This window comes from Amycolatopsis sp. NPDC051128 (genome assembly GCF_040682715.1).
Taxonomy (GTDB): Bacteria; Actinomycetota; Actinomycetes; order Mycobacteriales; family Pseudonocardiaceae; genus Amycolatopsis.
The window spans coordinates 23,931-44,684 of record NZ_JBFBBN010000039.1 but is presented as its reverse complement, the minus strand read 5'-3'; the positions used below and the strand labels follow the sequence as shown (position 1 = coordinate 44,684).

At 70.5% G+C, this 20,754-nt stretch carries 17 protein-coding genes and 1 other RNA gene; 10 read left to right on the top strand and 8 right to left on the bottom strand.

Features of this window, described 5'->3' with window-relative positions; all coding sequences use genetic code 11:
* Positions 1-12 precede the first annotated feature (12 nt).
* The 7 genes from AB0M82_RS31925 to AB0M82_RS31895 all read left to right on the top strand — a co-directional run bounded on the left by AB0M82_RS31925 (position 13) and on the right by AB0M82_RS31895 (position 11,182).
* Complete coding sequence (locus AB0M82_RS31925) at positions 13-1,320, top strand: sugar ABC transporter substrate-binding protein (RefSeq protein ID WP_364729856.1); 1,308 nt, start codon at positions 13-15, stop codon at positions 1,318-1,320.
* 5 nt (positions 1,321-1,325) lie between these two features.
* Entirely contained in the window at positions 1,326-2,249 is a 924-nt protein-coding gene (locus tag AB0M82_RS31920) for a sugar ABC transporter permease (protein ID WP_364729853.1), read from the top strand.
* A complete protein-coding gene (locus tag AB0M82_RS31915; RefSeq protein WP_364729850.1) occupies positions 2,246-3,049 on the top strand; it encodes a carbohydrate ABC transporter permease in 804 nt (267 codons plus the stop codon). Before AB0M82_RS31920 ends, AB0M82_RS31915 begins: the two co-directional genes overlap by 4 nt.
* A gap of 12 nt (positions 3,050-3,061) precedes the next feature.
* Entirely contained in the window at positions 3,062-4,969 is a 1,908-nt protein-coding gene (locus AB0M82_RS31910) for a beta-L-arabinofuranosidase domain-containing protein (RefSeq protein ID WP_364729847.1), read from the top strand.
* 147 nt (positions 4,970-5,116) lie between these two features.
* Positions 5,117-6,202 (top strand): RICIN domain-containing protein, encoded by a 1,086-nt coding sequence (locus tag AB0M82_RS31905; RefSeq protein ID WP_364729845.1) that lies wholly within the window; start codon positions 5,117-5,119, stop codon positions 6,200-6,202.
* Positions 6,203-6,217: 15 nt separating this feature from the next.
* Positions 6,218-8,905 carry an RICIN domain-containing protein gene (locus AB0M82_RS31900; RefSeq protein WP_364729842.1) on the top strand — a complete coding sequence of 896 codons (2,688 nt, stop codon included), beginning with the start codon at positions 6,218-6,220 and terminating at the stop codon, positions 8,903-8,905.
* A 57-nt stretch (positions 8,906-8,962) separates the two neighbouring features.
* A complete protein-coding gene (locus AB0M82_RS31895) occupies positions 8,963-11,182 on the top strand; it encodes a beta-L-arabinofuranosidase domain-containing protein (RefSeq protein WP_364729839.1) in 2,220 nt (739 codons plus the stop codon).
* A 77-nt stretch (positions 11,183-11,259) separates the two neighbouring features.
* Here AB0M82_RS31895 and AB0M82_RS31890 read toward each other — a convergent pair whose 3' ends face one another.
* The gene (locus tag AB0M82_RS31890; protein WP_364729836.1) at positions 11,260-12,594 is read right to left on the bottom strand and encodes an acyltransferase; all 1,335 of its coding nucleotides are present in this window, start codon (positions 12,592-12,594) and stop codon (positions 11,260-11,262) included.
* Positions 12,595-12,687: 93 nt separating this feature from the next.
* A complete protein-coding gene (locus tag AB0M82_RS31885) occupies positions 12,688-12,915 on the bottom strand; it encodes a hypothetical protein (RefSeq protein WP_364729833.1) in 228 nt (75 codons plus the stop codon).
* 142 nt (positions 12,916-13,057) lie between these two features.
* On the opposite strand from AB0M82_RS31885, the gene AB0M82_RS31880 reads away from it, so the two are divergent.
* Positions 13,058-13,489, top strand: coding sequence for a heme-binding protein (locus tag AB0M82_RS31880; protein ID WP_364729830.1), 432 nt, complete (start codon positions 13,058-13,060; stop codon positions 13,487-13,489).
* On the opposite strand, the gene AB0M82_RS31875 is transcribed toward AB0M82_RS31880, so the two are convergent.
* Genes AB0M82_RS31875 through AB0M82_RS31865 form a run of 3 tightly spaced genes read right to left on the bottom strand, consistent with a single transcriptional unit; the run spans position 13,470 to position 15,955 of the window.
* Positions 13,470-14,111 carry a response regulator transcription factor gene (locus AB0M82_RS31875; protein ID WP_364729827.1) on the bottom strand — a complete coding sequence of 214 codons (642 nt, stop codon included), beginning with the start codon at positions 14,109-14,111 and terminating at the stop codon, positions 13,470-13,472. The genes AB0M82_RS31880 and AB0M82_RS31875 overlap by 20 nt on opposite strands.
* Positions 14,112-14,150: 39 nt before the next feature.
* Positions 14,151-15,284 (bottom strand): sensor histidine kinase, encoded by a 1,134-nt coding sequence (locus AB0M82_RS31870; RefSeq protein WP_364729824.1) that lies wholly within the window; start codon positions 15,282-15,284, stop codon positions 14,151-14,153.
* The gene (locus tag AB0M82_RS31865) at positions 15,281-15,955 is read right to left on the bottom strand and encodes a sensor domain-containing protein (RefSeq protein ID WP_364729821.1); all 675 of its coding nucleotides are present in this window, start codon (positions 15,953-15,955) and stop codon (positions 15,281-15,283) included. The genes AB0M82_RS31870 and AB0M82_RS31865 overlap by 4 nt, the downstream gene beginning before the upstream one ends.
* A gap of 163 nt (positions 15,956-16,118) precedes the next feature.
* Between AB0M82_RS31865 and ssrA the strand changes: the two genes are divergently transcribed.
* Together ssrA and AB0M82_RS31855 are read left to right on the top strand one after the other, a co-directional pair.
* Positions 16,119-16,486, top strand: a transfer-messenger RNA (tmRNA) gene (ssrA, locus tag AB0M82_RS31860).
* A gap of 500 nt (positions 16,487-16,986) precedes the next feature.
* On the top strand, positions 16,987-17,196 hold the full coding sequence (locus AB0M82_RS31855; protein ID WP_364729818.1) for a hypothetical protein: 210 nt from the start codon (positions 16,987-16,989) through the stop codon (positions 17,194-17,196).
* A gap of 4 nt (positions 17,197-17,200) precedes the next feature.
* On the opposite strand, the gene AB0M82_RS31850 is transcribed toward AB0M82_RS31855, so the two are convergent.
* From AB0M82_RS31850 to AB0M82_RS31840, 3 genes are all read right to left on the bottom strand, one after another.
* A complete protein-coding gene (locus AB0M82_RS31850; protein ID WP_364729815.1) occupies positions 17,201-18,439 on the bottom strand; it encodes a GGDEF domain-containing protein in 1,239 nt (412 codons plus the stop codon).
* A gap of 139 nt (positions 18,440-18,578) precedes the next feature.
* On the bottom strand, positions 18,579-19,796 hold the full coding sequence (locus AB0M82_RS31845; protein WP_364729813.1) for an MFS transporter: 1,218 nt from the start codon (positions 19,794-19,796) through the stop codon (positions 18,579-18,581).
* A gap of 151 nt (positions 19,797-19,947) precedes the next feature.
* Positions 19,948-20,730 (bottom strand): IclR family transcriptional regulator, encoded by a 783-nt coding sequence (locus tag AB0M82_RS31840; RefSeq protein ID WP_364729811.1) that lies wholly within the window; start codon positions 20,728-20,730, stop codon positions 19,948-19,950.
* Positions 20,731-20,754 lie beyond the last annotated feature (24 nt).

Below are 20,754 nucleotides of genomic sequence, written 5' to 3'. Positions count from 1 at the left end.
ATAGGAGAGTCGATGATTTCGCACATCCGATCCAGGGCGCGGTGGGGGCGTACCGCGGCCGCGGTCGCCGGCGCGCTCGTCCTCGCGGCCTGCCAGAGCGGCCCGTCCGGGGCGGCGGCGGGGGACACCCCCGGCGTCGACGACGGCACCACGATCACCATGTGGACCCGGTCGCCGACGGCCACCTTCAGCCAGACGCTGATCGACGCCTACAACGCGAGCCACCAGAACAAGGTGAAGCTGACGGTCTTCCCAGCCGACTCCTACCAGCAGAAGGTCGGCACGGCCGCGGGCGCCCGGCAGCTCCCGGACCTGCTCGCGGCGGACGTCGTCTACGCGCCGAACTATGCGGCCAAGGGCCTGTTTCTCGACCTCACCGACCGTGTGAACCAGCTGCCGTTCAAGGGATCCCTCGCGCCCGCGCACATGAAGGCGGCCACCGCCGGCGGCAAGCACTTCGCCGTCCCGCACGACATCGACCTGTCCGCGGTGTTCTACAACAAGGTCCTGTTCACCCGCGCCGGCCTCGACCCGGCCAAGCCGCCGGCCACGCTGCCCGAGCTCGCCACCGCGGCCCGCAAGATCGCCGCGCTCGGCGGGGACGTCAAAGGCTACTTCTTCGGCGGCGCGTGCCCGGGCTGCCAGCTGTTCACCAGCTGGCCGATGATCTGGGCATCCGGCGGCACAGTGCTCAACGATCAGGGCACCGCCGCCACGCTCGACAGCCCGCAGGCGGCGCAGGTCTACTCGCTCCTCCGGCAGCTCTACACCGAGGGGGTCGTGCCGCCGTCGGCGAAGAACGAGTCCGGGCCCACGTGGACGCAGCCGTTCCTCGACGGCAAGATCGGCATCCAGCCGATGGGCGCCACCGCGCTGCAGGGCATGAAAGAAGGACCCGGCCTGCAGGTCGGCGTCGCGCCGATCCCCGGCCTGACCGGCGGCAGCTCGTCGTTCGTCGGCGGTGACGTGCTCGGCATCGGCAGCAACAGCACGCACGCCGCGGCCGCGTGGGACTTCATCTCCTGGACGCTGTCCGACCAGGCCCAGGTCGACGTCGTCGCGAAGAGCAAGAACATCACCGTCCGGTCCGACCTCGCCGACAACACCTACGCCAAGCAGGACCCGCGGCTCGGCGTGTTCAACCGGCTCGCGGGCCAGGGCCAGACGCCGATCTCGGTCAACTTCGGCAAGACGTTCAACGACGCCAACGGTCCCTGGACGCAGACCGTGATCGACGCGGTGTTCGGCGGCGGCGACGTCGGCTCGATCCTGAAGCAGCACAACGCGGCTGTCACCGAGTCGTTGTCCAGCGGCGGCTGACCGTGGTGTCGCTGTTGCCTCCGAGGGTGTCGGCGCCGGAGTCCCCGGCGCCGGCACCCCGCCGCCGAGGCTCGATCGCCCGGGGACGGCGCCGGCTCGGGATCGCCTACGCCACGCCGATGGCCGTGCTGGTCGCCGTCTTCTTCGTCATCCCGCTGGGGCTGATGCTGTGGATGTCGGTCAGCCACTGGCCGCTCGTCGGCGCGTCCGCGCCCAACGGCGTCAAGAACTACGAGGCGCTGAGCGACCCGCTGTTCCTGCGGGCGGTGTGGTTCACGCTGAAGTACACCCTGGTGACGACGGTGGTGCTCAGCCTCGTCGCCTTCGGGCTGGCGCTGCGAGTGCAGCACGACCGGCCGGGCACCGGCGTCGTCCGCACCGTCTTCTTCCTGCCCAGCGCGGTCGGGCTCGCGTCGACCAGCCTGCTGTTCTACGGGCTGTTCAACACCGATTCCTCGGCACTCAACCACCTCGTGGACTACCTCGGCCTCGGCCGGGTGGACTGGCTCGGCTCGGGCGGCGGCGCGCTCGGCTCGACCGTCGGGATGATCACCTGGCGGTTCGCCGGGTTCTACATGCTCATCCTGATGACCGGCCTGCAGAGCATCGACCCCGCGCTGTACGAGGCCGCGCGGATCGACGGCGCGAACCGGTGGCAGATCCTGTGGCGGGTGACGCTGCCGCTGCTGCGGCCGACGCTCGCGCTCGCGATGGTGCTGTCGCTGACCGGCTCCCTGCTGGCGTTCGACCAGTTCTTCATCCTCACCGGCGGCCGGCACGACACCGCCACGGTCGTCATCGACATCTACCGCGAAGCGTTCCTGTCGCAGGACCTCGGCCGGGCGGCCGCGGTCTCGGTGGCGACGCTCGCCGTGCTGATCGTGCTCAACGTCGCGCAGCTGCGGCTGATCCGCCGGGAGGGCCGGTGAACCGGATCCGGGCCGTGGGCCCGCACGTCACGAGCGCGGCGCTGGCCGTGCTGTTCCTGCTGCCGTTGCTCTGGACGCTCTATTCGTCGCTGACCGGGCGGGAGGCCGGGGACGCGGGGACCGACAACTACCGGCGGCTCGCCGGCTACGGCAGCGGCATCGGCACCTACCTGCTCAACACGACGGTGGTGGCGGTCGTCGCGGTGACCGTCACCGTCGTGACGACCACGCTCGGCGGCTACGCGATGGCCCGGCTCGCCTTTCCCGGGCGCAACGTGCTGTTCCTGGTCACGCTGGCCATCCTGATGGTGCCGTACACGACGATCCTGGTGCCGCTGTACATCCTGCTCGGCTGGCTCGGCCTGCAGAACTCGCTGATCGGCCTCGGCCTGGTGATGGCGGTGCTCCAGCTGCCGTTCGGCCTGTTCATGATGCGCAACTCCTTCGAAGCGCTGCCGGTGGAGCTGGAAGAGGCGGCGCTGATCGACGGCTGCTCGGTCGGCGGGGCGCTGCGCCGGGTGCTGCTGCGCGGGGTGCTCCCCGGCATCGTCACCATCGCGCTGTTCTCGTTCCTGGCGGCGTGGAACGAGTTCGTCGCGCCGTTGATCTTCCTCACCGACGGCGAGAAGTTCACCCTGCCGGTCGCGTTGTTCAACCTCCAGTCCGGCAGCCTCGGCTCCGTCGACTTCGGGGCCCTGCAAGCGGGAGTGGTGGTCTCCGCCCTGCCGTGCGTGGCGGTCTTCCTCGTCCTGCAGCGGTATTACATCCGCGGCTTCACCTCGGGAGCCCTCAAGGGCTGACAGGAGCACTCGATGACCGAACGCATCCTCGGGCCCGTGCACCCCACGGCCGCCGCGACGTCGGCGTTGCGGCCGCTCTTCCTCGGCGCCGTCGCCTTCGCGCCGGACAGCCTTTTCGGCGGCTGGCAGGAGCGCAACGCGAGCCGGACCCTGCCGCACTGCGTCGAGCACCTCGACACCGCGGGCGCGCTGGACAACCTCCGCCGCGTCACCGGCGAGGTCGACGGCGACCACCGGAACATGTGGTTCGCCGACTCCGACGTCTACAAGACCCTGGAAGCCGCCGCCTGGCAGCTCGGCCGGACCCCGGACGACGCCGAGCTGCGCGCGTTCCTCGACACCACCGCCGCGCTGGTCGCCAAGGCGCAGGAGGACGACGGCTACCTGAACTCCTACTTCACCGTCGACAAACCGGAGCTGCGCTGGCGGGAGCTGCACTGGAGTCACGAGCTGTACTGCGCGGGCCACCTGATCCAGGCGGCCGTCGCCGCCGCGAGGGCGGGGGTCGGCGCCCAGCTCGTCACGGTCGCCCGGCGCTTCGCGGACCTGATCGTCGAACGCTTCGCGACCGTCGATGACGTCGACGGGCACCCGGAGATCGAGACGGCGCTGGTGGAGCTGTACCGGCTGACCGGGCACCGGCCCTACCTCGACCTGGCCGCGCGGTTCCTCGACCTGCGCGGGCGCGGCCTGCTCAACGGCGAGCGGTTCGGACCGCGGTACCTGCAGGACCACGTGCCCGTGCGCGAGGCCGACGAGGTCGCCGGGCACGTCGTGCGCCAGCTCTACCTGCTCGCCGGCGTCGTGGACGTCGCCGTCGAGACCCGCGACGACGAGCTGCTGGACGCGTCCCGCCGGCTGTGGGCCGACGCGTTCGGCGCCAAGACCTACCTCACCGGCGCCCAGGGCTCGCGGCACCGCGACGAGGCGTTCGGCGACCCGTACGAGCTGCCGCCCGACCGGGCGTACGGCGAGACCTGCGCCGCGATCGCGAGCTTCCAGTGGAACTGGCGGATGCTGCTGGCCACCGGGGAGGGCCGGTACGCCGACGAGATGGAACGCGCGCTGTACAACGCGATCGCCGGCTCGACCGCGCTGGACGGCACGCACTTCTTCTACTCCAACCCGCTGCACCTGCGGACCGGCCACGACGGCTCGCACGAGGACGCGCCGTCGCGGCGTCTGCCGTGGTACTCGTGCGCCTGCTGCCCACCCAACCTCGCGCGGCTGGTCGCGTCGCTGTCGGGCTACGTGGCCACCACCGACCGCGGCGGGCTGCAGGTGCACCTGTACACCGCCGGGGAGCTGCGCACCACTGTGGACGGTTCCGACGTCCACGTCGTCACGCGCACCGAATACCCGTGGGACGGCCGGGTCGAGCTGACCGTGACCACGGAAACGGCGCTCACGCTGGCCCTGCGGATCCCGGGCTGGGCCGACGGCGCCCTGGTCGACGGCGCGCCCGCCGACGTCCACGACGGTTACGCCGAGGTGCGCCGGGACTGGTCCGCCGGAGTCACGGTGACGCTCGAACTGCCGATGCCCGCCCGCGTCGTCCGGCCGCACCCGCGGATCGACGCCGTGCGCGGCTGCGTCGCGGTGGCGCGCGGGCCGCTCGTCTACTGCGTCGAGCAGGCCGACCTGCCCGGCGGTGTCACGCTGGAAGACGTGCGGATCGACCCGGCCGCGCCGCTTTTCACCAGCACCGCCACCGGTACCGCCGCCGGCCGGCCGCCGGAGGTGCCGGTGACCCTCACCGCGCGCGGGAGTCTCGAACCGCCGTCGTCGGACGAGCTGTACGGCGCCCATCCCGGCGCGCCCGGCGAGCCGGTCGAGCTGACCGCGATCCCGTACTTCCTTTGGGGCAACCGGGAATCCGGCCCGATGCGGGTCTGGATCCCGGTGGCCACCGTCGGTTGACCCGTTAGCGGTCGTGGGTGGGAAACAGGGTTTCTCACTCACGACGACGTCGGCACATGGGAGCGCACCCAGCCGTCACTGTTAACGCTAACCGAAGATTGCGAGGACCCGATGACGCGTCCTGTGGAATTTCGGCACAACCGTGGCGTGACGCGGCTGGCTGCCTCCGTGGTGCTGTGCCTGGTGGCGGGCCTGCTCTCGGTGCTGTCCGCGAGCAGCGCCCTGGCCGCGACCGCGTTCACCAGCACGATCGTCAACCAGGGGAACGGCCAGTGCGCCACCGTCCCCAACGGCGGCAGCGCCGTGCAGCTGACCCAGTCGAGCTGCACTTCCGCCGCCGGGCAGTCGTTCCGGTTCACTCCGGTGTCCGGTGACGTCTACACGATCGGCACGTTCACCGCCGGCAGCTGCGTGGACATCTATGGTGCGTCCACTTCGGACAACGCCGCGGTGATCCAGTACGCCTGCCACTCGGGGACGAACCAGCAGTTCCGGCTGCAGTCCTCGGGAAGCGCTTTCCTGCTGGTGGCGGCCGCCTCCGGCAAGTGCGTCTCCCCGGCGGGCACCGGGCTCGTCCAGCTGCCCTGCGCCACGGCGAGCGCGTGGCGGCTGGCCGGCTACCCGACCGGCGGCGGCACGCAGGACCCGCCGGCGAAGACCGTGCGGGTGTGGCTGCTGCGGCCGTCCGACGTGCCCTACGACCAGCGCTACCCGGACGGCATCGCGAACGTCCTGCGCGAGGCCCAGCGGTACTACGGGCAGGAGCTGGGCAAGACGTTCCGGCTCAACGACCCCGTCGTGCAGGTCGTCACCGGCGAGCACGTGAAGAGCTGGTACGAGAACACCCCGAACGGCGGCGAACGCTACTGGTGGGCGGTGTTCAACATGCAGCAGGAGCTGCTGCGCCGGTTCGACGTCAAGGCGCCGGACAGCCGGTGGATCAACGTCGGCGAGGTCATCGCCGAGGGCCCGGGTGCGGGCGGCGGCGGAGGCGGCGGCTGGGTGATCCTCTGCCAGCACGACGCCGACGGCGCGGCCGGCGTCAACGGCCCGATGAACCGCTGGTACGGCGGCATGGTGCACGAGCTCGGCCACGCGTTCGGCCTGCCGGACTCCACGTCGACCGACGGGACCCCGATGTCGGCGTCGTTCTACGACTACCCGAACACGCACTTCAACCAGAGTCAGAAGACCGCGATCCTCAACGGCCCGTACGGCTCCTTCCTGTCCTGAGCTAGGAGAAACCCGATGAGACGTCCCATTCTGCTCGTCGCCGCCTCGCTGGCGGCAGGATTCTTCGTCGTGGCCCCGGCGACCGCCGCGACCACGTTCACCAGCACGATGGTCAACCAGGGCAGCGGCAGCTGCGCCACCGTGCCCAACGGCGACAGTGCCGTGCAGCTGACCCAGACCGCCTGCAATTCCGGTGCGGGGCAGTCGTTCAGGTTCACCCCGGTCGGTGACGCTTACACGATCGGCACGTTCACCTCCGGCAGTTGTGTGGACATTTATGGTGCGTCCACTTCGGACAACGCCGCGGTGATCCAGTACGCGTGTCACGGGGAGACGAACCAGCAGTTCCGGCTGCAGCCGGCCGGGACGAACACCTTCAACGTCGTCGCGGTCAGCTCGGGCAAGTGTGTCGCCCCGGCGAACAACGCGCTCGTCCAGCTGCCCTGCTCCACGGCGAGCGGCAGCGCGTGGCGGCTGCCGGGCTACAACCCCGGCACGCCGGGCACCACCTACGAGGGCATCCCGAACCTCGCGCCGAACGCCTGCAAGAACTCCGGGCTGCCGCGGTCGTACGGCACGAACTTCCAGACGCCGAACGACCCGTACGGCCAGGGCTTCCAGAACACCACGGCGATCGGCTGGGACGGGAACTACTGGCCCGTCTTCAGCTACCTGTCCGGCTCGTTCTTCGCCCGCGGCGTGAACACCACGTACAACGGCCTGTGCGGCGGGATGTACTCGTTCAGCGCGTACACCTACGGCGGCAACCCGGGCGCGCAGTCGGTGCAGTGGACCGAGGACAACGGCTACCTGCCGGCGATGACGACGAGCCGCACCTCGGGCAGCGTCGGGATCACCATCAAGAACTTCGCCGCCAAGGTCACCGTCAACGGCAGCGCATTCATGCTGGTGTACACCCGGGTGTCGATCAAGAACAACGGCTCGTCGCCGGTGACGGTGCCGCCGGGCGGCTCGGGGCCGAACCTGGTCCGGCTCACCTCGTCCGGCTTGGACACCGTCGCGGCGGGACAGACCAGCAACCACGACTTCGTGGTGGCGGTGGACAACTTCGGCAACGGCGCCGCGCTGCCGACCGGCTCGACGTTGTCGTCGAACGCGCCGAACTACGACACCGCGTACACCCAGATGGCGTCGTACTGGAACTCACGGCTGGCCGAGACGAACACGTTCAGCCTGCCCAACACCACCCTGCCCAACACCGGCGGCCTGGCGAACCCGGGCACCGCGATGGCCAACGCCTACAAGGCCGGCACCATCTACAACCTGATCATGCAGGTGGGCAAGGCGCAGTTCTCCGGCGCCAACAACTACAACTGGATCCTCAACCACGACGTCCCCGGCGAGCTGACCGCCAAGTTCCAGACCGGCGACTTCCGGGACGCGCGGAACCTGCTGCTCACCGCGCGGATCTCCCAGCAGGACAACTGGGACGAGGTCGGCGCCAACTGGTACTGGGACGGCGTCTGGAAGACGATGGGCTCCTGGGCGACGTACCTGGCGAAGACGAACGACACCGCGTTCGTCAGCCAATACTTCAACGACACCGGCTCGTGGGGCCCCAGTCTCCGCACCATCGCCCGGGTGAAGTACCCCGCCCAGCTCGCCTCGGACGGGACCCTGCAGACCAACTTCGACAACGACTCCACCGGCCGCTGGCTGTTCAGCAACTTCTCGGCGTTGCAGATGCTGGCGTCCTACAAGTACATCGCGACCAAGATCGGCCAGACCGCCGAAGCGACGTGGGCGAACACCGCCTACACCTCGCTGCTGAACGCGTTGAACACCGTCGTGGGCCGCAACCAGTCCGCGAACGGGTTCAACTACCTGCCTTGTGAGGTCGACAAGCCTAACAGCGCCAACCGCTGCAACACCTTCAACGACGCCAACTGGGCTTCGCCCGGGTGGGTCGGGCAGAACCAGTGGTCGACGATGCTGTCCGGTGGCACCCTGACCGGCATCATGGGCGACCCCGGGCAGATCGACCGGATGTACCAGTGGGGCTTCAACCGGCTGTCCGCCAACGGCTACCCGTTCCCGACCTTCGGGGCGTTCAACGGGTACTCGACGGCGTACAACACGTCGTACTCCTCCGACGGGCTCTACTCGAACAACTACCGCGATCTGCCGATCACCAGCTACGCCTGGCAGCTCAAGACCACCACCGGCGGCCCGAACGCCTGGTGGGAGGCCAACGGCAGCGGGCCGAGCACGGCCAACCCGTGGATCGGCAGTCACGCCGGCCCGCAGTTCGGCGCGTGCCCGTACGCGTGGCCGATCGCGGGGCAGCAGCAGGGCCTGCTGGAGTCGCTGGTGGCCGAAGGGCTGGCGTCGAGCGGCTCCGGGCCGTACACGTTCACCCGGCCGCTCTACATCGGCCGCGGCGTGCCGAACTCCTGGATCGCGCCCGGCCAGACGATCTCGGTCGGCAACCTGACCAACACCTACGACGTCGCGTCGGGCAGCCGGTCCACCTACGGGGTCTCCCTCGCGGTGAGCGGCTCGAGCGGCGCGCGCGTCGTCACGGTGACGCTGTCGGGGAGCCTGCCCGGCGGCGCGGTCGCCATCCAGCTGCCGGTGTTCTTCTCGACCGGCGTCAACTCGGTCAGTGGCGGCAGCTACGACGCGGCCACGCACACGGTCACCGCGAGCGCGAACACGGTGACCATCACCCTCGCGAGCTGAACTCCCCGGGGTGCGCCGCGCCGACGGCGCACCTCGCCCCACCGAAAGGGCTCGATGATGCGTGAACCAACCTTCGACCGCCGCCTGCTGCTCAAAGCCGTGGGCGCCCTTTCCGCGAGCGCGGCACTGGCCCCGGCGTTCGCCGGGACCGCCGCCGCGGCCACGCGGCCCGACATCGGCGTCTCGGTGTTCCCGTTCCCGCTGGGCGCGGTCCGGCTGCAGGCCGGACCGTTCCTCGACAACATGAACCGGCAGCTGGCGTACTTCCGGTTCGTCGACGCCGACCGTCTGCTGCACACCTTCCGGCTCAACGCCGGACTGGCCAGCTCGGCGCAGCCCTGTGGCGGCTGGGAAAGCCCCAGCACGGAACTGCGCGGCCACTCGACCGGCCACCTGCTGTCCGGGCTGGCCCAGGCGTACGCCAACACCGGCGACACGACGTACAAGACCAAGGGCGACTACCTGGTCAACGCGCTGGCCGCCTGCCAGGCGGCTTCGCCGGGGCGTGGCTTCCACGCGGGTTACCTCTCGGCGTTCCCGGAGAACTTCTTCGACCGGCTGGAGAGCGGCCAGTCGGTGTGGGCGCCGTACTACACGCTGCACAAGATCATGGCCGGGCTGCTCGACCAGTACCTGCTGGCCGGCAACCAGCAGGCTCTGGACGTCCTGCTGCGCAAGGCGGCGTGGACGAAGACCCGCACCGATCCGCTTTCGTACAGTCAGATGCAGCAGGCCCTGCGGACGGAGTTCGGCGGGATGCCGGAGGTGCTGGCCAACCTGTACCAGGTCACCGGCGACGCGAACCACCTCGCCACGGCCCAGCGGTTCGACCACGCCCAGATCCTCGACCCGCTGGCCGCGAACCAGGACCGGCTCTCGGGATTCCACGCCAACACGCAGATCCCGAAGATCATCGGGGCCATCCGCGAGTACCACGCCACCGGGACCACCCGCTACCGGGACATCGCCGTCAACTTCTGGCGGATCGTGCTGGACCACCACACGTACGTGATCGGCGGCAACTCCGACGGCGAGTACTTCCAGACCCCGGACGCCATCGCGAGCCGGCTCTCGGACACCACGTGCGAAGTCTGCAACACCTACAACATGCTCAAGCTGACCCGGCAGCTCTTCTTCACCAGCCCGGCATCCGAGTACATGGACTACTACGAACTGGCGCTGTTCAACCAGATCCTCGGCGAGCAGGACCCGGACTCGAGCCACGGGTTCGTCACGTACTACACGCCCATGCGTGCCGGTGGCATCAAGACCTACGCCAACGACTACGACGACTTCACCTGCGACCACGGCACGGGCATGGAGTCGCAGACGAAGTTCGCCGACAGCGTCTACTTCTACAGTGGCGAGACGCTGTACGTGAACCTGTTCCTCGCGTCGGTGCTGACCTGGCCGGGCCGGGGCATCACGGTCCGGCAGGACACGACGTTCCCGGCGTCCTCCGGGACGAAGCTCACGATCACCGGTTCCGGGCACATCGCGCTGAAGATCCGGATTCCGAAGTGGACGTCCGGGGCGGTGGTCAAGGTCAACGGCGTCGCGCAGGGCACGACCGCCCCGGGGTCCTACTTCACGATCGACCGGACCTGGGCGTCCGGCGACGTCGTGGACGTGTCGGTGCCGGCGTCGCTGACCTTCCCGCGGGCCAACGACGACGCGAGCGTCGGTGCGGCGAAGTACGGCGCGATCGTGCTCGCGGGTCAGTACGGCTCGAACAATCTGAGTGCGCTGCCGACGTTGCAGACGGGAACCCTGAAGCAGGATCCCGGGAACCCGTTGCGCTTCACCGGGACGGCGAGCACGGGAGCGGTCACGTTGCTGCCGTTCTACGCCACGCACCACCAGCGCTACACGGTGTACTGGCGGCTCACGAATTCGCCGCCCGCCGGGACGTCGTACGAGGCGGAGTCCGGCACCCTGGCCGGGCAAGCGGCCGTGCGGAGTTCCTCCGGTGCGTCGGGTGGTGCCCTGGTCGGCTATGTCGGCGGGGGCTCGGCGAACTACCTGCAGTTCAACGGCGTCAACGCCACGGCGGGTGCGCATCCGGTGACGATCTTCTACGCGTCCGGTGAGGCGCGGTCGGTGGCCTTGAGCGTCAACGGCGGTGCCGCGGTCTCGGTCGCCACGCCCGGCACGGGTGGCTGGGACACGGTCGGGTCGGTGCAGGTGACGCTGAACCTCGCCGCGGGCGCGAACACGATCCGCCTCGGCAACCCCTCAGGCTGGGCGCCCGACATCGACCGGATCGTCGTCGGCTGACCGGGCGAAAGCCGTGAATGTCGCATTGAGGGACTTCAAGTCCCTCAATGCGACATTCACGGACTGGGGATCGTGGGTCAGCGGACGCCTTGGGCTCGTTCCGAGATCGTCACCGCGCGGCCCAGCAGCCGGGTGCCGAGGGCCGCCACCGGGATGTGCTTGCCCGCCAGGAGGAACCCGGCCGTCGCCAGGACCACCCACGGCACCGGGCCGTGCGCGACGCCGTCCGACAGCGGGGCGAACCCGTGCGCCGCCAGGCCGAGCAGGCCACCGGAGACGAGGAGCCCGGCCACGACCAGCTGCGGCACCTTCGCCGTCGCCTCGACGGCGTCGCGCTGCGTCTCGAAGTGGGCGAACAGCCGCAGCAGCCCCAGCAGCACCGCCCCGCACGACGCGACCCACGCGGGCGCCATGACCAGCCAGAACACCGTGCCCGGCGCCGGCGTCTCGTAGCCGAGGCCGTACACCGTCACCCCCGCCACGACGATCAGCGCCGGCATGTGCCAGAGATAGACGCTCATGAACCGCGCGCCCAGCCAGCTCAGCGCGTTGCCGACTCCCGGCCGCTCCGCGAGCGCGTTGAGCTGCGGGCGGAAGGCGAGCAGCAAGCCGATCTGGCCGACGGCGAGGAACGCCAGCAGCACGGTCGGCGGGCTCATGTTCGACACCGGCGCCCCCGGCATGCCGATCATGCTCGCCGGGTACGGGCCGAACGCGACCATCAGCGCGGTGGTGCCGAACCCGGCCGCCGACAGCGTCAGCGCGGCGCGGCGGGTCAGCGAACCGAGGCGGCCTTCGACGTAGTGGAAGCCCAGCTGGTGCACCGCGACCCAGACGAACACGGCGTTGGCGTACCCGACGTAACCGAAGTCGTTGAAGCGCGCGACGTCGACGAGCACGCCCGCCACCGCCATGACCAGCGGCACCTTCAGGCCCCAGCGCCGGTGCGCGGCCACCATCAGCGGCGTGAGCAGCACGACCAGCACGTACACCGCGAGGAACCACAGCAGCTGCGCGGCGATCGCGCTCGCGACCTGGAGCGGCTGGGGTGGCACGCCGAGGCCGCGGAGGAAGTCCGGCATGACCAGCCACACGGCCATCAGGGGCAGCACGGGCACCATGAGGCGCCTGATGCGCCCGGCGAGCCACTCCCGGGGCGACCCGGCCCGGCGGAACGAGATCAGGTTGGCCGCGCCCCCGGCGAAGAAGACCAGGGGCATCACCTGCGACAGCCAGGTCACGATCCACCAGCCCGGCGTCGCCAGCGCGTTGCCGGTGGCGAGGCGCCCGTCGGAGTAGGACAGCACCGGCATGACCCAGTGCTGGGTGATGACGGCGAGGATGGCTCCCGCCCGGACGACGTCGAGAAACCTGTCCCGGCCGCCGCTCGCGGTCCCCTGGCTTGTCTCCATGCAGTGAGTTTGGCCGCTTCGACCTGGGGGAACAGCGGTGCTGACCCGCGTCTTCGGCCTCCGGCCAGCCCCCGCCCCGACCGGGGGTTTTCCCTACCTCAGGCCGTCCGGCTCGGGTTCGTGCTGCGCCGTGGCGACGCGGTACTCCCAGCCGCTTTCGGTGAGGCCGAGCTCGTAGCGCGTCTCGATCTTCGGGCCGCCGTGCAGGTGGATGTGCCGGATGACGGTGCCGGGCACCGGCTCGGCGTCGCCGATTTCCTGGACGCGGCCGTCGAGCGGTCCGCCGAAGAAGCGGACGCAGCGGGACGGCTCGTCGGACATCCGGGCACTCCTCTCGCCGCCGGGTCCGCTCATGGTAAGTGAGCGGTCGCCGGGGTGCCGCCCGCGGAACGGGTGACCCTATGTCCACTTTACGGAACTTTTGGTCACTGTCCGTCTTTCCCGCGGCGCTAAAATCGCCTTCATGATCGAATCGCCCCGCCTTCCGGGTCTCACACTGGCCGATGCCGACCGGCTGGTGGACGCCGCGTTGTCCGTCGGAGCCGAACGCGGGTTCCCGCCGCTGGCCGTGGCTGTGCTCGACGTCGCCGGCGAAGTGATCGCGCTGCGCCGCGCCGACGGCGGGATGCCCATGACCAGCCGGATCGCCGTGGCCAAAGCGCGCACTGCGCTGACCGCGCTGAAACCGTCGGGGCAGATCGAGCTGCCGGGCGCGATCGTCGACAGCATCCAGCACCTCTTCGGCGGCGACTTCGTCCCCTTCGCCGGAGGCGTCCTCGTCACGGACGGGGACGTGATCCTCGGCGCCGCCGGCGCTTCGGGCGCGCACGCGCTCGAAGACGAGCAGGCGGTGCGGGTCGCGGAGGAGCGGTGGCTCAGCGACCGAGATAGGTGAGGACCGCCCGGACGCGGCGGTGCTCCTCCGCGCTCGCTTCCAGCCCGAGCTTCGAGAAGATGTTGCCGATGTGCTTCTCCACCGCGCCGTGCGAGACCACCAGTGAGTTCGCGATCGCGGTGTTCGACAGGCCCTGCGCCATCAGGCCGAGGACCTCCGACTCGCGGGCGGTCAGCGCGTCGAGCGGGTTGCGGCGGCCTCGGGCCATCAGCTGGGCGATGACGTCCGGGTCGATCGCCGTGCCGCCGCCCGCCACCCGGCGGACCGCGTCCAGGAAGTCCGCGACGTCCGCCACGCGCTCCTTCAGCAGGTAGCCGACCCCGCCGGCGCCGCCCGAGAGCAGCTCCACCGCGTACGACTCCTCGACGTACTGCGAGAGCACCAGCACCGGCAGCCCCGGCACCTCCTTGCGCGCCGCCAACGCCGCCCGCAGCCCCTCGTCGGTGAACGTCGGAGGCATCCGGACGTCGACGATCGCCAGGTCGGGACGGTGTTCGGTGATGGCGCCGAGCAGATCGTCCCCGTTGTCGACGGCCGCGACCGTCTCGATGCCCTCATCGGCCAGCAAGCGGGTCACCCCCGCCCGCAGCAGCACAGCATCCTCGGCGATGACTACCCGCATCCGACCCCCAGGTTCGTGGATGAACGGGCTCCAGCCTATTCACCACTGACAGGGGAGGTCTGCCCGGATTACGGTCGGCCCGCCCACCGGGCTGACCACCGTGATGACGCCGTCGATCGTCGCGGCGCGGTCGGCCAGGCCGGCCAGCCCGCCGCCGGGGCGCACCTCGGCGCCGCCGTGACCGTTGTCGGTGATCTCGACGACGACGTGGTCGTCGGTCCGCCACACCTTCACGCCCGCTTCGGTCGCTCCGGAGTGCTTCGCGATGTTCGTCAGCGTCTCGCCGACGATGAAGTACGCGGTGGTCTCCACGGCCGCCGGCGGCCGCGGCTCGACGTCGACCCGCACGTCCACCGGGATCGGCGACTTCGCCGCCTGCGCCGACAGCGCCGCGTCCAGCCCCCGGTCCCCGAGCACCGCCGGATAGATCCCCCGCGCCAGATCCCGCAGCTCCGACACGGCGAGCTTCGCGTCCGAGTGCGCTTCGTCGATCAGCTCCCGCACCGCCTCCGGGTCGTGGCCGAACTTCGACTTCGCCCGGCCCAGGCTCATCGCGACCGCCACCAGCCGCTGCTGCGCGCCGTCGTGCAGGTCACGCTCGATGCGCCGCCGCTCGGCCTCCGCCGCGTCGACACCCCGGGCCCGCGAAGCCTGCAGCCGCTCGGCCTTCTGCTCGAGCCGCTTCGTGCGGTCCGGGCCCAGCAACGCGATGCCCAGCTCACCGTGCAGCCAGCCCAGCCACGGCGTCACCCAGATCGCCATCGGCAGCAGCACGATCGACGCCAGCGCGATCGCCAGCTCCGCGCACGCCAGCGGGAACGCCACCATCAGGTACGCCAGATCCCGCCACGTCGTCGGGTCGCTCAGCCGCACCACCCACCGCCGCAGCAGCGGCAACCCGCCGTACGGGCGCCGCTCCGCCGGCGGCAACGGCACCCGCAGCATCGTCCCCAGCCACGCCCGCTCCCGGTCACCCGACCAGCGGATGAAACTCGTCGTCGCCAGCAGGATCGGGAACCCGACCCACACCACCGCCGTGCTCACCCCCACCGCGATCCCCGTGACGATCAGCACGAACTGCAGGATCCGGAAGACGAAGCTCACGATCATGTACACGATCGTGCGACCCGAGTGCGGCCGCGGATGCTCCACCGGCGCCAGCTTCCCGCTCATCCCGCCACCAGATTCTTCTCTTCCGCGACTTCCCACCAGCGCTCCATCCGACGGCGCTGCGCCACAGTCGGCGCCAGCAGCGCGTTCGCCAGCCGGGCATGCAACCCCGCCAGCGCCTTCGTCAACGCCACCGACAACGCGACGAACAACACCCCCAACGCCGCCCACGGTAGCGCCCCCACCGTCGAATCCACGGTCAGCCACCGCACGTCCGCCGACGGGAAGTAGTACGCGCCGTCCGGCAGCCACCGGAAGTAGACCGGCAGCCCCGCCAGCGCCAAACTCGTCGCCCAGAACGCCGTCACCAGCACGAACTCGACCAGCCCGAGCGGGAAGAGGACGAAGAAGTACGCCAGGTCCCGCCACGTCGACGGATCCTTCAGCCGCCCCTTCCACCTGAGCGCCTGCTTGCCGGCGGGCAACGGCAGGTACGGCAGGTCGATGTACCGGTCCAGCAGCGCGTAGACCCTCGCGCGCTCCAGGCGCGCGCCACCCCGCACCGCCAGCACCACGAGGGCGAGCAGGCCCACCCCCACCCACACCACCGCGGTCCCCAGACCCGCCGCCGTGAACGCCGTCAGCAACCCGAACGCCAGCACCCCCAACGGCAGGTTCATCAGCAAGAACACCAGCGATCCACCGAACGGCGGATCCCGCCTTTCGCCCACCATGGCGAGGCTCCCTTCATCCCAACGATGGTCCAAGGATCGCCGTCCGGCAGGGTCGCCGACATGGTGCGCGCGGGCATTCCCGCAGTAGGGCTGGCCCTACCCCAGGTCACGGACTAAAGCCCTGGCACCCCGCGTTATGATGTACGGGTAGTTGTCCCGCCAAGGGGGTGAACGGTTTCGACTTTGGACGTTGATTCAGGAGAAGCGTGCCGGTGCAGGCGAGAGACCACCGTAAGCGTCATCGCAACCAAATAAGCGCCGACTCCAGTCAGCGCGAGTACGCCCTCGCCGCCTGAGCGAGTGCGTCTCTGTCGGCCCGGGTTCGCCTCCGGCCCGGGTACCGGCATCAGCTAGGAGGCTCAGCGACTGTCCCGGCCACGGGGAACAGTCGTGAAGCAAACAGTGGCTGGGCTCGTCACCTCAGCTTGTTCGCGTGACTGAGGGAGCCAAGCAGAGACGTAGCGGACTGCGCACGGAGAAGTCCTGTTGATACGCCAGAGGACCCGGGTTCAATTCCCGGCACCTCCACTACGAGAAGGCCCACGCCCCTTCGGGGCTGGGCCCTCTCTTCGTTCTCGGGTGTTTTTCTGGGGGTCGAACCCCCAGACCCCCGCCAGGCGGGCTTCGCCCCCTGGACCCCCGCCCGGGGGCTTCGCCCCGGACCCCTCCTTGGGGCTCCGCCCCTAGCCCCCGTTCTCTCCGGGGCTCCGCCCCTGGACCCCGGTTCTCTCCGGGGCTGCGCCCCTGGACCCCTCAATCGGGGGCTTCGCCCCGGGGGCCGTTGGGCGCTGGCTTCGCCCCTGGACCCCGGTTCTCTCCTGGGCTGTGCCACTGGGGCCCGTCTTTCTCGGGGCGTCGCTCTGGGGCTCGTTTGGGGGGTTTTGCTCTGGCTTTGGGGGTGGGGTTGGGGGTTGCTTTTGGGTGGTTTTTTGGGGGTGGTGGGGGCCACTTGTGGGTTAGGGGGGTAGGGGTGTCATGCTTGGGGTCTTCGATGGTCCTGGCACCGGCTGGGGCTGGAAGTAGGTGGCCACATGACTTGGGCCCGGCACAGCGGCAGCTCTCTTGCCAATGATGAAGACAGCCGTATGGGCGTCATACGGGCTGAAGAGGCGGTGCGGCTCGGTGAGCAGAACGATCGGGCGCTGATCACCGTAGCGGGACACTCCGCCGATTCGCGGGAGTGTGCCGAGTTGCTGGCCATGCTCGGGCTTGATGTCGGGCGGCGGCAGAAGACCGCCTGAGGCTTCATGCCAGGTCCGCTACGTGGACCACCTTGTTCCGGCCCGTGGCCTTCGCGTGGTAGAGCGCCGTGTCTGCCGCGTCCAGCAGGCGCTGGATCGAAGTTCCCGCGGTGGGGTAGACGGCTATGCCGATCGAGGTCGACAGACCGGTGATCGTCAGCTGGCCCGCTGGGACCTTCAAGGTGCTTATCGCCCTGCGGATTCGCTCGGCCACCTGGCCGATGTCCGGGTGGCCGACGCCGGGCAGGAGCACGACGAACTCCTCGCCGCCGAAACGGCCCACCGCGTCGCCTCGGCCGCGGACCGCCGAGATGATCGTCTGGGCGACCGCTCGCAGCACCGCGTCGCCCGCCAGGTGGCCGTAGGTGTCGTTGACCTGCTTGAAATGGTCCAGGTCCAGCATCAGGAGGCCGAACGTCGTGTGCTGGCGGGACGCCGTCGACAGCGTTCGCTCCGCCAGCACGTGCCAGCCGCTCGGGTTGTAGAGACCCGTCTTCCCGTCACGGTGGGCCGCCACCTCCAGCTGCTTCACCAGCACCGTCCGGTGCAACAGCAGCAACGGTGGAAGAACCAGCACCACCAGGCCTGGCAACGTCGCCAGCGTCACGGCGTTCAGCGCGCCCAGACAGAGCGTGGCCACTTCCAGGCCGTTGTCCGACCACGTGCCGAACAGCGCTTCCGCTGTGTGGCCGACTTCGCGGCGAGCCGGGAGCACCAGCAGCGCGTTGACCACGAAGAACGTCACCCCCGCCGCCGCCACCGCGAACGTTCCCGTCCAGCCGTGGGTCATGGCCGAGCGGATGTCGCCGTCGCAGGTCAGGCGCAGGACGGCCTGGGCCGCGTAACACGAGAGCACGATGATCGCCGCGTTGCTGACCGTCCGCGAGGCCGGGACCCGCTGCAGGCGGTACCAGCTGCGGACGGCCAGGTGCCCGTACAGGCCGCCGACCAGCACCGCCAGGAGCAACGGCGGGAGCAGCAGCACGCCGGCGAACGTCCAGACCGACGTCATGTTGATGTGCGGAGTCTCCGACACCCGGCGGCGGATCCGCTCCAACCGCCGGCCCGTCTCCGACTGGACCACCCCGAGAACCAGCAGGGAGCCGAGGATCAACAGGGTCCGGCGGTCCACCGCCACCGGGGACGGGCGCAGCGTCAGCGCCACCGCCACGACCTCGCTGAGCAGGCAGTAGACGATCACCCGCGGACCCTGGCGCCACAGCGCCCACCGCCGCGGTGCCACGAGGACGTCACGAAAGCTCGATCCAGGGCGCGAACCCCCACCCCCGGTCCGCATACTCATAGTATCCAGCCGGTGACGGAGCCGGTCCGGCCCGAGATCCTGAAGGGAGGCGCCCCATGTGCGGACGCGACAACTGAGGTCATCGTTCCTCCTGCCTGGCCCGGCCCCACGCCAATGCGATCGGCACCGCCACCGCGGCACCCGCCGTGCCGGCCACGGCGATGGTGCGGGCCGGGCTCAACACTTCGGCCAGCGCGCCCGCCGCGGCCGCGCCGACCCCCTGCACGGTGATCAGGCCCGCGGAGTTCACCCCGGCGCACTGCGCGCGGTGCTCGTCCGGCACCCGCCGCATGAACGACACCGTGCCCTGGATGTTGTAGCCGGTGGCCAGCAGCCCGGACGCCGCCAGCAGCACCACCGACGGCACCAGCCCCGGCCGGAAGACGAACACCACCAGCGGCAGCCCCGCCGCGATCCCCAGCCACCCCAGCACGCGGATCTGCAGGCGTTCCGGGATCCACTTGCCGAACACGACCCCGCCGAGCACACTGCCCGCCGGATCCGCCGCCATGAGCAGCCCCACCAGCGTCGCGCCGGCGCCGATCCCGGCCGCGTACGGTGCGGCCAAGGCCTCCGGCACGACGTAGAACCCGGCCAGCCAGTTGAGCGCCACCAGCGTCCGCAGTGCCGGATCACGGCAGATCAGCCGGAGCCCCGCAGTGGTCGACGAGAGCCACGCGGCGCGGACCGCCTGCGCGACCGCCGCCCGCCGTCGGACCCCCATGACCAGGAGCAACGCCGAGAGCAGGAACGTCGCCGCGTCCAGCGCCAGCGCCGCGGACGGCGCGAGCGCGGCGATCAGCAGGCCGCCGCCGGCGAACCCGGCCAGCTGCGCGCCCTGGATCGTCACGTTCCGCAGAGCCATCCCGACCAGGTACCGCTCGCCTTCGAGGACCGTCGGCAGCAGCGCCTGCTGCGCTGCCTTGAACGGCCCGCTCAGCGCCGTCATCGCCGCGACCAGCACGCACAACACCCACAGCGGGACGCCGGGGATCGCGATGACCGCGACCAGCGCGGCCCGGACCAGGTCAGCCGCGATCATCACGTCCCGCCGCGGCCAGCGGTCACCCGCGCCGGCCAGCAGCACGCCGCCGAGCAGCGAAGGCACATACGTCAGGGCGTAGGTGAGGCCGGTCAGCGCGGCCGAGGACGTCCGCTGGAAGACGAGGACCGCGAGCGCGACCCTGGCGAGCTGGTCACCGCAGACGGACAGCAGCTCGGCGGCCCACATCGCCCGGAATTCGGCGACGGCGAGCACCGCGCCGAAGCCTGCCTTCGTCGCCCGTGCGTCATCCATCAGCCGGCGCCTTCCCCTCGCGCCCCACATCGCCGGTGCCCCTCGAACCGCTGTTCAGTCACGGTAGTCACCCAGCGGAGTGGAATCGAGCCGTTCGGTGACAGTTGCCCCGATCGCGCCAGCCGATGCGCCCGGACGGACCTCGACGGGGTCAGCCGGGGTGGCCGCCGATGCGCGCGGTCAGCTCGGCCGCCGTCGCCGCGACTTCCGCCGCCAGCTCCGGCCACGTCTCCGCGCACGGCTCCGCCGCGCAGTGGTGGCGCAGGGTCACGCTGATCGCCGCCATCGGGCGGGCCCCGTGGTCGAAGACCGGGCAGGCCACCGAGGCGAAGCCGTCGGTGACGTGGCCGTCCTCGACCGACCAGCCGAGGCGGCGCTCGGCGGTGAGCGTGCGGCGCAGCTCGGCGAGGGTGCGCGGGCCGCGGCCGGTGCGGAGCACGAACGCCGACGCCGACGGGAACAACGCCCGGACATGCGCCGGTGGCAGGTGGCGCAGGATCGCGCGGCCGGACGCGGTCAGCTGGGCCGGCAGCCGGACGCCCACCTCCGTCACGAGTGTTTCCGGACGGGCCGGGCGCTCCTTGATCAGGTACAGCGACTCGTTGCCGTGCAGGACGCCCAGGTGCGCGGTGTGCCCGGCCCGGTCGACGAGCTTGCGCAGCAGCGGCCCGGCCAGCCGCTCCAGCGGATCGTGCCGCAGGTAGGCCGAGCCCAGCTCGAAGGCCGCGATGCCCAGGCCGTAACGGCGTTCCGCGGGCAGGTGCACGACGAAGCCGGCCGCCTCCAGCTCGTTGAGCAGGTGGTACGTCGTCGACCGGGGGAGCCCGGCTTCCCGCGCGATCGCCGCCGCGGTCACCGGACCCGGGCGCGTCGCCAGCAGCCGCAGCACCGCGAGCCCGCGGCGCAGCGCCGGGACCTCGCTGCTCTCGCCCATGCCCGGCCTACCTCCTCATGCGCC